At 44.3% G+C, this 14,223-nt stretch carries 18 protein-coding genes; 15 read left to right on the plus strand and 3 right to left on the minus strand.

The window, feature by feature from the left end; genetic code table 11:
• Nucleotides 1–193: 193 nt before the first annotated feature.
• From rbr to INE92_RS19235, 6 genes are all read left to right on the plus strand, one after another.
• Entirely contained in the window at nt 194–772 is a 579-nt protein-coding gene (rbr, locus tag INE92_RS19210) for a rubrerythrin (protein ID WP_004298806.1), read from the plus strand.
• Nucleotides 773–925: 153 nt separating this feature from the next.
• Complete coding sequence (locus INE92_RS19215) at nt 926–1,771, plus strand: DNA adenine methylase (RefSeq protein ID WP_008641510.1); 846 nt, start codon at nt 926–928, stop codon at nt 1,769–1,771.
• A complete protein-coding gene (locus tag INE92_RS19220) occupies nt 1,764–2,753 on the plus strand; it encodes a type II restriction enzyme (RefSeq protein WP_233476893.1) in 990 nt (329 codons plus the stop codon). Before INE92_RS19215 ends, INE92_RS19220 begins: the two co-directional genes overlap by 8 nt.
• 1 nt (nt 2,754) lies before the next feature.
• Nucleotides 2,755–2,946, plus strand: coding sequence for a hypothetical protein (locus tag INE92_RS19225; RefSeq protein ID WP_145996514.1), 192 nt, complete (start codon nt 2,755–2,757; stop codon nt 2,944–2,946).
• A 37-nt stretch (nt 2,947–2,983) separates the two neighbouring features.
• Nucleotides 2,984–4,213, plus strand: a complete 1,230-nt coding sequence (locus INE92_RS19230; protein ID WP_101571657.1) for a site-specific integrase — start codon at nt 2,984–2,986, stop codon at nt 4,211–4,213.
• Nucleotides 4,210–4,584, plus strand: a complete 375-nt coding sequence (locus INE92_RS19235; RefSeq protein ID WP_101571561.1) for a hypothetical protein — start codon at nt 4,210–4,212, stop codon at nt 4,582–4,584. Before INE92_RS19230 ends, INE92_RS19235 begins: the two co-directional genes overlap by 4 nt.
• On the opposite strand, the gene INE92_RS19240 is transcribed toward INE92_RS19235, so the two are convergent.
• Nucleotides 4,575–4,784 carry a hypothetical protein gene (locus INE92_RS19240; RefSeq protein WP_211421232.1) on the minus strand — a complete coding sequence of 70 codons (210 nt, stop codon included), beginning with the start codon at nt 4,782–4,784 and terminating at the stop codon, nt 4,575–4,577. The genes INE92_RS19235 and INE92_RS19240 overlap by 10 nt on opposite strands.
• A 107-nt stretch (nt 4,785–4,891) precedes the next feature.
• On the opposite strand from INE92_RS19240, the gene INE92_RS19245 reads away from it, so the two are divergent.
• The 8 genes from INE92_RS19245 to INE92_RS19280 all read left to right on the plus strand — a co-directional run bounded on the left by INE92_RS19245 (nt 4,892) and on the right by INE92_RS19280 (nt 12,945).
• On the plus strand, nt 4,892–6,097 hold the full coding sequence (locus INE92_RS19245) for a primase-helicase family protein (protein WP_101571559.1): 1,206 nt from the start codon (nt 4,892–4,894) through the stop codon (nt 6,095–6,097).
• 250 nt (nt 6,098–6,347) lie between these two features.
• A complete protein-coding gene (locus tag INE92_RS19250; RefSeq protein WP_101571557.1) occupies nt 6,348–7,313 on the plus strand; it encodes a toprim domain-containing protein in 966 nt (321 codons plus the stop codon).
• A 212-nt stretch (nt 7,314–7,525) separates the two neighbouring features.
• Nucleotides 7,526–8,884, plus strand: coding sequence for a MobV family relaxase (gene mobV, locus INE92_RS19255; protein WP_101571555.1), 1,359 nt, complete (start codon nt 7,526–7,528; stop codon nt 8,882–8,884).
• A 448-nt stretch (nt 8,885–9,332) separates the two neighbouring features.
• On the plus strand, nt 9,333–9,746 hold the full coding sequence (locus tag INE92_RS19260) for a hypothetical protein (RefSeq protein WP_145996513.1): 414 nt from the start codon (nt 9,333–9,335) through the stop codon (nt 9,744–9,746).
• A 117-nt stretch (nt 9,747–9,863) separates the two neighbouring features.
• Nucleotides 9,864–10,331: a hypothetical protein gene (locus tag INE92_RS19265; protein ID WP_101571553.1), complete on the plus strand. Its 468-nt coding sequence runs from the start codon at nt 9,864–9,866 to the stop codon at nt 10,329–10,331.
• A 15-nt stretch (nt 10,332–10,346) separates the two neighbouring features.
• A complete protein-coding gene (locus INE92_RS19270) occupies nt 10,347–10,769 on the plus strand; it encodes a hypothetical protein (protein WP_101571551.1) in 423 nt (140 codons plus the stop codon).
• A gap of 566 nt (nt 10,770–11,335) precedes the next feature.
• Nucleotides 11,336–12,571 (plus strand): site-specific integrase, encoded by a 1,236-nt coding sequence (locus INE92_RS19275; RefSeq protein ID WP_004291422.1) that lies wholly within the window; start codon nt 11,336–11,338, stop codon nt 12,569–12,571.
• Nucleotides 12,572–12,582: 11 nt separating this feature from the next.
• Nucleotides 12,583–12,945 carry a hypothetical protein gene (locus tag INE92_RS19280; protein ID WP_004291423.1) on the plus strand — a complete coding sequence of 121 codons (363 nt, stop codon included), beginning with the start codon at nt 12,583–12,585 and terminating at the stop codon, nt 12,943–12,945.
• Between the two features lie 77 nt (nt 12,946–13,022).
• Here INE92_RS19280 and INE92_RS19285 read toward each other — a convergent pair whose 3' ends face one another.
• Nucleotides 13,023–13,328, minus strand: a complete 306-nt coding sequence (locus INE92_RS19285) for a helix-turn-helix domain-containing protein (RefSeq protein ID WP_004291424.1) — start codon at nt 13,326–13,328, stop codon at nt 13,023–13,025.
• Nucleotides 13,329–13,359: 31 nt separating this feature from the next.
• Nucleotides 13,360–13,659, minus strand: a complete 300-nt coding sequence (locus INE92_RS19290) for a helix-turn-helix domain-containing protein (protein ID WP_004291426.1) — start codon at nt 13,657–13,659, stop codon at nt 13,360–13,362.
• Between the two features lie 138 nt (nt 13,660–13,797).
• Here INE92_RS19290 and INE92_RS19295 point away from each other — a divergent pair, with 138 nt between their 5' ends.
• Nucleotides 13,798–14,223 carry a helix-turn-helix domain-containing protein gene (locus INE92_RS19295; protein WP_004291432.1) on the plus strand — a complete coding sequence of 142 codons (426 nt, stop codon included), beginning with the start codon at nt 13,798–13,800 and terminating at the stop codon, nt 14,221–14,223.

A 14,223-nucleotide genomic window follows, 5' to 3' on the forward strand; every position in this document is an offset into this window, starting at 1 on the left:
ATTAGATAAAATAATCGAAATAAGTATGTTTTTGAACATACTATTTGTCTGTTGATAGATTTCATCAATGAGGTGATAGTTTTTATTCATTAAGAAAAGGTGGTTTATTGTGAACAAATCGTTTATATTTGCGTTATAAATAGTACGACAAGTTACGTTTGGTAATCAACCAATTTAAAATATATATAGAATTATGGCTAAGAGTATTAAAGGAACTCAAACAGAGAAAAATCTGTTGACTTCATTCGCAGGAGAATCACAGGCTAGAATGCGTTACACTTATTTCGCAAGTGCAGCTAAAAAAGAAGGCTACGAACAAATTGCGGCTATTTTCACTGAAACTGCCGATCAGGAAAAAGAACATGCAAAACGTATGTTTAAGTTCCTCGAAGGCGGTATGGTAGAAATCACTGCCAGCTATCCGGCCGGTGTAATTGGTAATACACTTGAAAATCTTCGCGCTGCCGCAGCGGGTGAACATGAAGAATGGTCACTGGATTATCCTCACTTTGCCGACGTGGCAGAACAGGAAGGTTTCCCGATGATTGCTGCTATGTACCGCAATATCTCCATCGCAGAAAAAGGTCACGAAGAAAGATATCTTGCCTTCGTAAATAACATCGAAAATATGACTGTATTCGCTAAAGAAGGCGAAGTGGTATGGCAATGCCGTAACTGCGGTTACATTGAAATCGGTAAGGAAGCTCCTGAAGTTTGCCCGGCATGTCTGCATCCACAGGCTTATTTCGAGGTGAAGAAGGAAAACTATTAATCTACGGATGAATTAGATAGAGGGGATATATCCATTAGGTATATCCTCTTTATATGTTACTATGGAAATCATATTATACGATTCAGAAATAAAAAGATTAAAACTCTCCAAGTTTCAAATGGATTATCTATCTTTGCTACAAATTGCAGTTGTATGTCATCAAGAAGAACTAATAAACTTGTAGTTCCCTTTGTAAAGTGGGTTGGAGGAAAGAGGCAGATACTTTCAGAAATTGAAAAGTATTTGCCTTCAAAATTTGCAACTTACTACGAGCCTTTTATTGGTGGAGGAGCGTTACTTTTTCATATACAGCCAAAAAATGCCATTATCAATGATTTTAATGCTGAATTAATAAACCTTTATACTGTAATAAAAGAAAATCCATTAGAACTGATAGCGGATTTGAAAAAACATAAAAATGAAGCAGACTATTTTTATGAGATTCGGAGTCTGGATAGAGATAGAGAGAAATTTTCGGCATTAACAAACATAGAAAGAGCTTCGCGAATTATATTTCTAAATAAAACTTGTTATAATGGTTTATTTCGAGTGAATAGCTCTGGGGAATTTAATACTCCTTTTGGTAGATATAAGAATCCTAATATAGTCAATGAGATAACTATAAAAGCTGTCTCCTTATATTTGAATAATTCCAATGTCTTAATAATGAATGGTGATTTCGAGGAGGCTTTACATAACGTTTCTAAAGGTGATTTCGTTTATCTCGATCCTCCTTATGATCCGTTATCAAACAGTTCTTCATTTACGGGATATACTCAGGGAGGATTTGATCGTACAGAACAAGAACGGTTGAGAAATGTTTGTGATTGGCTGCATGCAAAGAAGGCAAAGTTTCTCTTATCAAACTCATGTACTGATTTGATTCTTGATTTATATAAGAAATATAACATAACTGAAATAAAGGCCATTCGATCCATCAATTCAGATGCTGAAAAGAGGGGACAGGTCTCTGAAGTATTAATAAGAAATTATGAATAATGCAAGTAAGATAGACACTAATTGGACGAAAATTTTTAATAAATATCCTATTCTGCAAACTATAAAAGATGAAGGAAAGTATATTATAACAGCACAACAAATTAAAGAATTTTGGGAGCCTCGTTTGATGACTAAACACGATCATAGTGTCAATAGACCCCAGATATTTATAGATAATTCTTTGTCTATTTTGCCAATTACACGAGGAAGCTATATTATTGGTGCAATGGACTTGTATCATGATTTTGCATTATCTGATAGAGAGAAAGTCTTTGATAGTACAGATAGTATGCCTGTTTCTTCACCTGCATTTATTGAGTCTATTGATTTTAATAATATCACAAGTGAGGCTACGGCTATTAATAGCATATATGTTTCGGATATTCTCAGGGATTTCTTGAATGAACCGACCTTGTTGCCTACGGTAAATGGGCGAATGGGAGCTGGAAGTTTCTCATTTAGTGTCAATTGTTTGTCAGGTGAAGATACTTCTCTTTTAGTGGATGTAAGTAACTCACAGATAGAGATTGATGGAGGTTATGAAGGAACAAATTCTTTGTGTTTGATTGAAGCTAAAAGTTCTCTTTCTACAGATTTTTTGGTACGCCAACTTTACTATCCCTTTAGATTATGGACTAATAAGATAACTAAGCCTATCAGACCTGTATTTTTATTGTATAGTAATGGTACATATTATTTATTTGAATATGCTTTTGAAGAAATAGGTAATTATAATTCCCTAAAGAGAGTGCAATATAAAAAATATCGTATTGAGAACGATGTGATAACCTTACAGGATATACTTGAGATACCAAAGCGTATTCCAGTTGTCAAAGAACCACAAATTCAATTCCCACAAGCAGATTCGTTGGAACGCATTATCAACCTTTGTGAAATTATGAATTCGGATAATAAAGCGTTTAATAAATATGGTATAGCAAAGTTACTACAAATCTTTGGAATAACCGAGGAAAGAGGTTGAAATGTCACTGAAATGGTTATCATTAAAGCGTTTACAGTGCCAAATGAAGCCAACCGCAAAAAACGGGAAACGCAAAGAAAAGCAGTTCTATGAAGCAGAACGGTTTTCAAATCGTTACCCGAAACGGGATGCATTTTTAACGCTCCCTGCAATGATTGCGCCGTTCTGCACCGATTTGCTTATCAAGGTCTAACTCGTTGAGTAATAACTTTGCAAACAAAAAAACGAGTATGGCAAGAAGTACATTCAAAGTGCTGTTCTACGTGAACGGCAGCAAGGAGAGAAACGGCATTGTCCCCATCATGGGACGAGTGACAATCAACGGGACTGTGGCGCAGTTCAGTTGCAAGCAGAGTGTCCCGAAAGCGCTTTGGGACATCAAGGGCAACCGAGCCAAAGGCAAGAGCAAGGAGGCACGGGACATCAACCTCGCTTTGGACAACATCAAGGCGCAAATCATCAAGCACTACCAACGCCTGTCCGACCGTGAAGCGTTCGTTACGGCAGAAATGGTGCGTAATGCCTATCAGGGTATCGGTAGCGAGTACGAGACACTACTCAAAGCATTCGACCGTGAAAACGAGATGTTCAAGAAGCGTGTCGGCAAAGACAGGGTAATGGCAACCTACCACTCACGAGTGAGGGCGAGAAACCATGTGGCAGCGTTCATCAAGTCTTTCTACAGACGGACGGATATGTCCATGCTGGAGATTACGCCCGACTTCATCAAGGAGTTCGCAGCCTACCTCTCAACAGAAGCAGGACTGCACAATGGGACGATATGGGAAAAGTGCATGTGGCTGAAAGGCGTTGTCATGCGTGCGCACTTCAACGGACTGATACCGAGAAATCCGTTTGCCCAGTTCCATATCAGCCCGAATGTGAAGGAACGTGAATACCTGACGGAAGACGAGCTGAAAGCGTTGATGACGCACGAGTTCGGGGATGCAAAGCTGTCCTATATCCGTGATATTTTCGTCTTCGCCAGCTTCACCGCCCTCTCTTTCGTGGACATCAAGGAACTGACCAATGACAACATCGTGGAAGTGAACGGTGAGAAGTGGATATTATCGAAACGGCACAAGACGAAAGTGCCGTTCCAAGTGAAACTGCTGGATATACCCTTGCAGATAATAGAGCGTTACCGCCCCTTGCAGGTAGATAATCTCGTGTTCCCCAATCTCAACTACTGGTCTATCTGCAAACCGCTGAAAAAGGTGATGAAAGAGTGCGGGATAACAAAAGACATCTCGTTCCATTGCTCAAGACATGGGTTCGCAACCCTTGCTTTGAGTATGGGTATGCCGATTGAAAGCGTGAGCCGTGTTTTGGGGCATACGAACATAGTCACGACCCAAATCTACGCCAAAATCACAACACAGAAATTGGATAACGACCTTACCATGCTCGGCAACAGACTGAACCAATCGTTTAACAATATATCAATGGCAGGACAATGAAAAGGAATATCATCAAAATCACAGAACACGGTACGATAACTATACCGAGTGAAACGGTATGGATGAGCGAAGCGGAACTTGTCTGCCTGTTCGGGGTTATTGCCCCAACCGTCCGTGCAGCAATCAAAGCAGTCTATAAAAGCGGAATACTGAAAGTGCATGAAGCGCAACGGTATATCCACCTATCGGACAAAATCAGTATGGATGTTTACAGCCTTGAAATGGTTGTCGCCCTTGCTTTCCGCATCCGTTCATACGGAGCGAAACGAGTACGCAATGCCATACTTGAAAGGCTGTACTTGCGAAAAGAGAAAACAAGCATCTTCTTTTCGCTGGGCAATAGAATGGAAATATCTAAATATCAAGCATAAAGTATATTGATATGACGACATGAAGTAATGAAACCGATGCGTATTCCCATTGCCGACAATTCATTTACACGAGTGTTTGAATAGGCGCATTGCCATTCATTCATACGAATGCGACAATCCCGAAGAAGTACCCCTCTATAACGGTTGTTTCTTCGGGAATTTTTGTTGTTATACTCCCTAACAGGCTGAAAGTTTTTCATCCCGTGTGTTTTTTGCGCCATTCTGCGGTGATTTGCGTATCAAGGTTTCAAGCAACCCTCTCTAATTTTGCATACTATTATTTATCAACCATTTAAGCGTATGAACAATGAGTAAATCAGACATCAGCAAGGAGGAGTTTATCCGAGTGGGTACGACCCTCTACAAGTTAGTGAACCAGCCCCGACTGAACGGTAGCTACGTGAAGAAACGAATCGTGTGGAACAATGAGACCCTGCGGCAGGACTATGGCAAGCACTATCTCGCCACCGTGCCGAAGTATGACGGCTTCTGCACGGTTCCCGACCACGTGAATTACCGTCCGATAGTGGACAAGTTCCTGAACCTCTATGAACCGATAGATCACAAGCCGATGGAGGGTGATTTTCCCTCTATCCGTTCGTTGGTGAAGCACATCTTCGGGGAACAATACGAGTTGGGGATGGACTATCTGCAACTGCTATACCTGCAACCTATTCAAAAACTGCCAATCCTGCTATTGGTATCGGAAGAACGGAACACAGGCAAAAGCACGTTCCTGAACTTTCTGAAAGCCCTGTTTCAGAACAACGTGACATTCAATACCAACGAGGATTTCCGCAGCCAGTTCAATTCCGATTGGTCCGGCAAGCTGCTTATCGTGGTGGATGAAGTATTACTTAGCCGCAGGGAGGACAGCGAACGGTTGAAGAACCTCAGTACCACGTTGTCCTATAAGGTGGAAGCCAAAGGCAAAGACCGTGATGAGATAGCGTTCTTTGCCAAGTTCGTGCTGTGTTCCAACAACGAGTATCTGCCCGTCATCATAGACGCAGGGGAAACTCGCTATTGGGTGCGGAAGATAGACCGCTTGCAGTCCGATGATACCGACTTCCTGCAAAAGCTGAAAGCGGAGATACCTGCTTTCCTCTACCATTTACAGCACAGGCAACTATCCACCGAGAAAGAAAGCCGTATGTGGTTTGCCCCGTCACTGCTGCATACCGAAGCCTTGCGGAAGATTATCCGCAGCAACCGCAACAGATTGGAGATAGAAATGTGCGAACTTATACTTGACATCATGGCAAGTACGGGAATTGACACTTTCTCTTTTTGCTGCAACGACATGCTCACGTTGTTGGCAAACTCGTATGTCAAGGCGGAGATGTACCAAGTGAGGAAAGTGTTGCAGGAGTGTTGGAAGCTCACGCCTGCCCACAACACCCTCACATATACCACCTACCAAGTGGACTATAATCGGAAATGTCGTTACTCTCCACTTCGCAGGACAGGAAGATATTACACCGTGACAAGAGCTTTTTTAGAAACACTATGATTATTTCGATGAAATGATGAATAAGTATATAAAATCATTGGAATACAGTATGTTATTTTCTCATCAACTTTTCATCAAAGACATTTTGCTGATGAAAAGAGAAAGAAACCACCAATATCCTTTCTCTTTCGGTAAATGTTTTGATGAAAGTATGATGAGAGGCTATTGTATTGATATACAATAAGAATATTATTTCATTCATCAAATCATCACTTTATCAACCATCATCAAATCCGTAGAAATATACATTATGAACATCCAAGAAGCAAAAACAATCAAGCTGGCAGACTATCTGCAAAGTTTGGGCTACAGCCCCGTCAAGCAGCAGGGCAAAAGCCTTTGGTACAAATCCCCGTTCAGGGAGGAAACGGAAGCCTCGTTCAAGATAAACACCGAACTCAACCAATGGTACGACTTCGGAACAGGCAATGGCGGCAACATCATCGCTTTGACACAGGAGCTTTACGGTTCGGACTATGTGCCTTACCTGCTTGGCAAGATTGCGGAACAAGCACCGCACGTCCGTCCCGTGTCTTTCTCTTTTCGTCAGCAGGCATCCGAACCGAGTTTCCAACATTTGGAGGTGAGAGAACTCACTCACCCTGCATTGCTCCGTTACTTGCAGGAGCGTGGAATAAACACCGCATTGGCACGGGCTGAATGTAAGGAACTGCACTTCGTCCATAACGACAAACCCTATTTCGCCATCGGGTTCCCGAATGTGGCAGGAGGCTATGAGGTACGCAACCGTTTCTTTAAGGGTTGCATCGCACCGAAGGACATCAGCCATATCCGACAATCGGGAGAGCCGAGAGAGAAATGTCTCGTGTTCGAGGGGATGACGGACTATCTTTCATTCCTCACCTTGCGGATGAAGAACTGCCCGACCATGCCCAACCTTGACGGGCAGGATTACGTTATTCTCAATTCCGTTTCCAATGTATGCAAAGCCATAGACGTGCTGCACGGGTATGAGCGCGTACACTGTCTGCTTGACAATGACGAGGCAGGGCGGAAAGCGTATTGGGAACTGGCAGGAGAGTTTGCCGGACGTATCAGGGACTTTTCCCAAAACTACAACGGGCACAAAGACCTGAACGACTACCTGTGCGGTAAGCCCTTGTCCCAATCGGCGGAGCCGATGAAACAGGAGAGGCAAGTCCAATCCGCAAGGCGGATGATGCAGCCACCGAAAAAGCGGGGGCTGAAGATGTAAGAAGAGGATGCTTGCAGCGACACGGATATTTGCCAACGGAAAATACCGTAGCTTATTAGGGAATTTGTCCGAGCCGCATTGCAAGCAACGCTGAAAATCCCCCAATAAGCCAAAGAGGTTGCACCTCTCTGGACACTCCCAACCAACGGCAAAAGCCGTGCAAAAGTAAATCATCAACCATTGTTTCACAAGTTAAAAAGAAAGGATTATATATGGGCTATGCAGTATTGCACATGGAGAAGACAAGCGGAACGGATGCCGCTATGTCAGCGCACATAGAGCGCACCATCAAACCGAAGAATGCCGATGAGAGCAGGACGCACCTCAATCGGGAACTGATAACATTTCCTGACGGAGTGGAGAACAGGACACAATCCATACAGCACCGGTTGGACACCGCAGGACTGACACGCAAAATCGGCAACAACCAAGTGAGGGCAATCCGTGTCCTGCTCACGGGGACGCACGAGGATATGGAACGCATCACCAACGAGGGCAGACTTGATGAGTGGTGCGATGACAATCTGAAATACCTTGCCGACACATTCGGCAGGGAGAATATCGTGTCGGCAGTCCTGCACATGGACGAGCAGACACCACACATACACGCCACCCTTGTCCCGATAGTCAAGGGAGAGCGCAAGCGCAAGAAGAAGGAGGAACAGGTTAAGAAGCGATACCGCAAGAAACCGACCGATACAGCCCGATTGTGTGCCGATGAGATTATGACACGTGCCAAGCTCAAATCCTATCAGGACACCTATGCCCAAGCCATGAGCGGTTATGGGTTACAGCGTGGCATTGACGGCTCGGAAGCGAAGCATATCACCACACGGCAGTATTACCGTGACCTGATGCAGCAGACGGAACAGTTACGAACAGACATCGGACAACTCCAAGACCGTAAGGAAACGGTACAGGAGGAACTCAGGCGAGCCAAGAAAGAAATTCAGACCGAGAAACTGAAAGGGGCAGCCACAACCGCAGCCACCAACATAGCCGAAAGTGTCGGTTCTCTTTTCGGAAGTAACAAGGTCAAGGCTTTGGAAAGAGAAAACTCATCATTGCATCAAACAGTAGCCATGCACGAGGAAACCATCGAAACGCTGCAAACCCAGCTACAGACCATGCAGGCAGGCCACAGACGTCAACTGTTGGATATGCAACAGAAGCATATCAAGGAGTTGCAGGTAAGAGATACCGAACATAAGAAAGAGGCATCAAGGCTTACCGCCTTGTTGAACAAGACATTGAAATGGTTTCCGCAAATAAAGGGTATGCTCAATCTCGAAAGGTTATGCCTTGCCGTAGGTTTCAGCCAAGAGCAGACTGCAACATTGCTGACAGGCAAACCTGTTGAGTATAGCGGTGAACTGTATTCGGAAGAACATAAGCGGAAATTCATGGCAAATGATGTCAAAGCCAAAGTGTTCTCTGACAATGGTAGGCTTGTCCTTACGATAAACTTGCGACCTATCGGGGATTGGTTTAAGGAACAGTTTGAGAAATTGCAGCAAAGGATACACCGACCTGTATCGCCTCCAAGGAAAGACAGGGGAATGAAATTGTAGCCACATGACTTCTTTTCATTCAGGTTAAGCACTTTGTATATGACAGCACAAGGTTTTCTGCGGAAAATGCTGTAATTTTGTAGGCGTTAGAGTAATACAAAAAATCATATGAAGAAGTGGCAAAGAATATTGGGTATAATTTCGATAGCTATATTGATATTGGCTCATATCATTGTACTATTGAATTATTGCCATTTAGCGGAACAGGCTAGAGTATGGTGTGCGGAAATCACACAAGAGTCATTCTTCGATTGCCTCTACATGAGCAATATCCATTTTGGGGGTTATTATATTCTTTCACTGCTTGATTGTATTGTGATAATATCCCTTTTTATTTGTCTTTGGCGGAAAGGAGGTAAGCAATGAAATTCTATAAACTATCGCATGAGTTAAAGAGTGGCAAGAAATATCCTAACATCTTTTACAGCTTCTCAAAAATCATAAAAATATGAAGATTAAAACTTTATTTAAGACAATTTTTTGCGCAGGATTAGTTTTATCTCTTGTTTTGTATCTATGCTATTTGTACGGTAACTATATAGAAGAAACACAGGCGCCTATCACTGATTACACATATAATGGATTTGAGGAAAAAAGTAACTATAAGAGTTCAAATATAATTCTTATAACCTACAAATCAAAACAATATGTATTACATACGGGAGATCGAGTCTTAGACAAGATAAAGTCTGGGGATTTTCCTAAATTATACTATTCTTCAAAAACTGATTATCTTTTTTTTGAAGGAGATTACTTACCTGTAGGTTATGCCAAAGCTGCTTTATTGTTCACTTTTGTCTTTCCGATTATTGGTACACTAATATGGAGAAAAGAACTTAATAATGATATTCGCACAATGTAAAATGTCAAGGGCAACATGACGACATCCATTTACGACATGGGCGACCGCCGCACGGAGATTAACCACCCGGCAAGCCGGAAATTTAATTCAAATAACGAGTGAAATCTATATTATAGAATGAAACTGACCAATAAACGGTTTTGGGAATTTGAAGCAATAGTGCTGATATGTACAATCATCTGCATATTTACATTGTGGATGGAACATTGGTTGGAGTTATTGGGTTTAGCATCCTTGGGATTTTGTTGCCTTATGCTTGTTGGCGGAGTTGTGGCATGGAAACTATATAAAGGCAATCAATGGTGGAAATTGGCAGTGTATATATTTCTGATTACAACGGCGATTCTTGTCACTGTGCTATTCAGTTTTGTATGGAATTGGAATGGCAATGGCGAACGCCCTGCGAATATTCCTCCCGACGAAGGGTGTTATATCACCGCTAATGAACTGGTAGGAATCATAATGCTGTTATGGACAATATTTGCCCCGATGCTCTCTTGTGTCATTTCATATATTGCCAAGCGATTATTATGTAAAAACAAAGAGATTAAGAATGATATTTCAGGCAAAGTAACGAAACAATGAGAAGAAAGAATACTTATGGATAGTTTCAAGATTGACATATTTGAAAAAGAAACACAACGGAAATTTCCCCCATACAAGACATTGACAATGGAGGATAGTAACATCGTATTGAGAGAACTTTCATCACATTGTTACTCGGACGTTTCAGATTTTAATAAGATTCAAACAGCAAGTGAATTAGTCAAAGATATAGATGCCACATCAGAAGACTTTCATGTGATTAGATTGTTTGCAGATACTCAACCACCTAATGAAATCATAGTTATATGGAGCAATGAAAGTGCGATTGATATTTTTAACTATACGGACTTTTGTAACTGTTTTGAGTATATTTGGTATCCATCATCTGACGACATTTTGATTACAAGTGATATTGGGAATGTTATGTATTTGATTCGGCATGATGGAGTAATATTTCGAATTATTCCGCAAGGTTAATCTGATACTTAATAAAAATGGTGTATAATACATGATTTTGAATATAGCCAGAGAGAGAAGAAATCATATCGAAGATTTATGTGCCTTTGAAAGAAATGTATTACCTTTGTGGCATATACGAGTTGCCAAGAAAGCATATCAAAGCAGAATACAGCAACAAGAACGGTTGGCAACTCATTACCTCAAAATCGGGTAATCTACCCAAAGTCCTTATTATAAAGGGATAAGGGTTATATTCCAAAATTACGGAAAAAAAGTGAAATGCGGAAAGATATAGTGATAGAATTGAGTTACAAGGGTTTTGGTTGAAGTGGCGATAATCCGTGAAGCCATTACAATCCCTGCCGAAGCCAAATCCTGACGCCGCTACGTTACTTGTTCGTAACCATGCCCGAAAATGCGACAAACGGGTACGAATAGCGAAACAAGGCTCTAAGGAATAGTGAGTTATCCATAACTCATGCGAAAAATCAGGTTACGGAAAAAGATTGCGCCGTTCCTCCCCGTTTTGCGTACCAACACCGGACTCTTCACCAACTAATTTTGAAACCCAAAAATTAAGGACAATGAAGAGTACATTTTCAGTAATCTACTACCTCAAGCGTCAGGTAGTGAAAAAGGACGGGACAGTTCCCGTCATGGGACGCATCACGGTGGACGGCAGCCAGACACAGTTCAGCTGCAAACTGACTGTCGATCCGAAACTGTGGGACACCAAAGGTGGACGTGTCACGGGCAGAAGCACGGCGGCACTCGAAACGAACCGTATGCTTGACAAGATGCGGGTACGCATCAACAGGCATTATCAGGAAATCATGGAGCGTGACAACTTCGTCACGGCGGAGAAGGTGAAGAACGCCTTTCTCGGACTGGAACACCGCTACCACACGCTGATGCAGGTGTTCCGCCAGCACAACGAGGACTACGAGAAGCAGGTGGAGGCAGGCATGAAAGCCAAAGGCACGCTGCTGAAGTACCGCACCGTTTACAAGCACATGCAAGAGTTCCTCGACATCCGCTACCATGTGAAGGACATCGCCCTAAAAGAGCTTACCCCGGCTTTCATCTCCGACTTCGAGATGTTCCTGCGCACGGACAAGCACTGCTGCACCAATACCGTGTGGCTGTACGTCTGCCCGTTACGGACGATGGTATTCATCGCCATCAACAACGAGTGGCTGACGCGCGACCCGTTCCGCGAGTATGAAATCAAGAAGGAGGAAACAACACGCAGTTTCCTGACCAAAGATGAGATCCGCCTGCTGATGGAGGGGAAACTGAAAAACGCCAAACAGGAATTGTACCGCGACCTCTACCTGTTCTGCGCCTTCACGGGGCTGTCGTTCGCGGATATGCGCAACCTTACGGAAGAGAATATCCGCACCTACTTCGACGAACACGAGTGGATAAACATCAACCGCCAGAAAACGGGCGTGGTGTCCAACATCCGCCTGCTCGACATCGCCAACCGCATAATCGGCAAATACCGGGGACTGTGCGGGGACGGCAGGATATTTCCCGTTCCGCATTATAACACGTGCCTTGCCGGTATCCGTGCCGTCGCCAAGCGTTGCGGCATCACCAAGCATATCACGTGGCATCAGAGCCGCCACACGGCAGCCACGACGATATTCCTCTCCAACGGTGTTCCCATCGAAACGGTCAGCTCCATGCTCGGACACAAGAGCATAAAGACGACGCAGATTTACGCAAAGATAACCAAAGAGAAGCTCAATCAGGACATGGAGAACCTTGCCGCAAGATTGAACGGCGTCGAGGAATTTGCAGGTTGCACCATCTAAAAAGAAAAGCCATGAAACGTGACACAATCATCATCGAGGACAAGGCAGTCAGCGTAACCGGTAACGACGTGTGGATGACCGCCACCGAAATAGCCGGATTGTTCCATACGACCGTCCCGGCAGTGAACGCCGCCATCAGAGCCGTCCGCAAGTCGGACGTGCTGAACGACTACGAGGTGTGCCGCTACATGCAGCTTGAAAACGGGCTGCACGCGGACGTGTACGCCCTTGAAATCATCATCCCGGTCGCTTTCAGGGTGAATACCTACAACACCCACCTGTTCCGCACATGGCTGGTGGGAAAGGCACTCTCACAAGAGAAACGGCAGACATACGTGATGTTCATACAGAACGGAAAAGCCGGGTATTGCTGATTGCACATACCCCATAAGACAAGTAAACGGGTAGCACCACAAAAGGTGTCACCCGTTTACTTTTTCATGAAACCGCCTCACTCCAGCGGCTTGCGGTAGTTCGCTTCCAGTACCCCGCGCAGCCCCGTTTCCGGGTAAAGCACCTTCCCTCCCAAAAGTATGAAGGGCAACACGCGGTTGTTGCGGTATTCCTGCAAGGTGCGCCGGCTCACACGGAGCAGTTCCGACACCTCGCCGTCCGTCAGGTAACGTTCCCCGTCCAGCGGAGGACGGTAGCTTTCCAGAAATGCGGACAGCCATTTCGAGCCTTTGCGCATATCCTGCACCACAGAGGCTATCGGCTCGTCTTCCATCGTAAAAACATCGTTGTTCTCGTTCATCATAACTTCGGATTCAGTGGGTGAATAAATCAAATCATCTGCCGTGCGGATAGAGCGTGCCGACAAGCGGTATCAGCCGCTTCACCTCCTCTGGCTTGTAATAGAACCTGCGGTTTATCTGCGAGTAGCCGATAAGCCGCCTGTCACGCAGCGTCTGCAACGTGCGCGGGCTTATTCTCAACTGCCCGCAGACCTCCTCGCCCGTGAGCCATCTTTCCATGCGCCCCGTGTCGCTTTTGCGCCTCAGGGCGGCGACCTTCTCCGAGAGTGCGCCGAATGCCGCCACCATCATCTCGAAAGTCTTTTTCTCGATAGATACTATTTCCATATTCATGTCATTTAGAGTTTGCCGCAAAGGTAACGAAACGGCATACAAGACGTATCGTTTTCCGCTGAAAGGCTGCCTGTTGCGCCGTTTGACCGGGTTACGGAGCCATCTTCCGCAAAAATCTTACGTGAGTCACGTAGTGAGTTGTTAAAGCCCCTTTTGTTTATTGCCGAATTTTGTCGCAGAAACAAAAAGAAAGGACTGAACATGAAAGTGATAACAATGGAAAGTTCCGCCTACAAGGAGATGATGGCGCAGATTGCGAACATCGCAGGGTACATCCGCGAGGCAAGGGACGAGAAGAAACGGAAGCGGGAAACCGAAGACAAGCTGCTTGACACGGCACAGGCGGCGAAGATGCTCAACGTGAGCAAGCGCACCATGCAGCGTATGCGCACCGACCACCGTATCGAGTATGTGGTGGTACGCGGAAGCTGCCGCTACCGCCTTTCCGAGATACTGCGGCTATTGGAGGACAACACAGTAAGGAACGAGGAAGGGACAATAGACACCCTGTTCCACAACCACACGCTGCGCACGGGCGGCAAACCAAAAGGAAGGAGGACATAG

Source organism: Bacteroides xylanisolvens, from assembly GCF_018289135.1.
Classification (GTDB): domain Bacteria; phylum Bacteroidota; class Bacteroidia; order Bacteroidales; family Bacteroidaceae; genus Bacteroides; species Bacteroides xylanisolvens.

What these genes read in the sequence shown, in the direction of transcription:
- INE92_RS19245 (WP_101571559.1), top strand. Translation starts at nt 4,892, where the DNA reads ATGAGTAAATCAGACATCAGCAAGGAGGAGTTTATCCGAGTGGGTACG.
- INE92_RS19285 (WP_004291424.1), bottom strand. Translation starts at nt 13,328, where the DNA reads ATGATGAACGAGAACAACGATGTTTTTACGATGGAAGACGAGCCGATA.
- INE92_RS19280 (WP_004291423.1), top strand. Translation starts at nt 12,583, where the DNA reads ATGAAACGTGACACAATCATCATCGAGGACAAGGCAGTCAGCGTAACC.
- INE92_RS19235 (WP_101571561.1), top strand. Translation starts at nt 4,210, where the DNA reads ATGAAAAGGAATATCATCAAAATCACAGAACACGGTACGATAACTATA.
- INE92_RS19275 (WP_004291422.1), top strand. Translation starts at nt 11,336, where the DNA reads ATGAAGAGTACATTTTCAGTAATCTACTACCTCAAGCGTCAGGTAGTG.
- INE92_RS19230 (WP_101571657.1), top strand. Translation starts at nt 2,984, where the DNA reads ATGGCAAGAAGTACATTCAAAGTGCTGTTCTACGTGAACGGCAGCAAG.
- INE92_RS19250 (WP_101571557.1), top strand. Translation starts at nt 6,348, where the DNA reads ATGAACATCCAAGAAGCAAAAACAATCAAGCTGGCAGACTATCTGCAA.
- INE92_RS19265 (WP_101571553.1), top strand. Translation starts at nt 9,864, where the DNA reads ATGAAACTGACCAATAAACGGTTTTGGGAATTTGAAGCAATAGTGCTG.
- INE92_RS19215 (WP_008641510.1), top strand. Translation starts at nt 926, where the DNA reads ATGTCATCAAGAAGAACTAATAAACTTGTAGTTCCCTTTGTAAAGTGG.
- INE92_RS19225 (WP_145996514.1), top strand. Translation starts at nt 2,755, where the DNA reads ATGTCACTGAAATGGTTATCATTAAAGCGTTTACAGTGCCAAATGAAG.
- mobV (WP_101571555.1), top strand. Translation starts at nt 7,526, where the DNA reads ATGGGCTATGCAGTATTGCACATGGAGAAGACAAGCGGAACGGATGCC.
- INE92_RS19260 (WP_145996513.1), top strand. Translation starts at nt 9,333, where the DNA reads ATGAAGATTAAAACTTTATTTAAGACAATTTTTTGCGCAGGATTAGTT.
- INE92_RS19240 (WP_211421232.1), bottom strand. Translation starts at nt 4,784, where the DNA reads ATGAAAAACTTTCAGCCTGTTAGGGAGTATAACAACAAAAATTCCCGA.
- INE92_RS19270 (WP_101571551.1), top strand. Translation starts at nt 10,347, where the DNA reads ATGGATAGTTTCAAGATTGACATATTTGAAAAAGAAACACAACGGAAA.
- INE92_RS19290 (WP_004291426.1), bottom strand. Translation starts at nt 13,659, where the DNA reads ATGAATATGGAAATAGTATCTATCGAGAAAAAGACTTTCGAGATGATG.
- INE92_RS19220 (WP_233476893.1), top strand. Translation starts at nt 1,764, where the DNA reads ATGAATAATGCAAGTAAGATAGACACTAATTGGACGAAAATTTTTAAT.
- rbr (WP_004298806.1), top strand. Translation starts at nt 194, where the DNA reads ATGGCTAAGAGTATTAAAGGAACTCAAACAGAGAAAAATCTGTTGACT.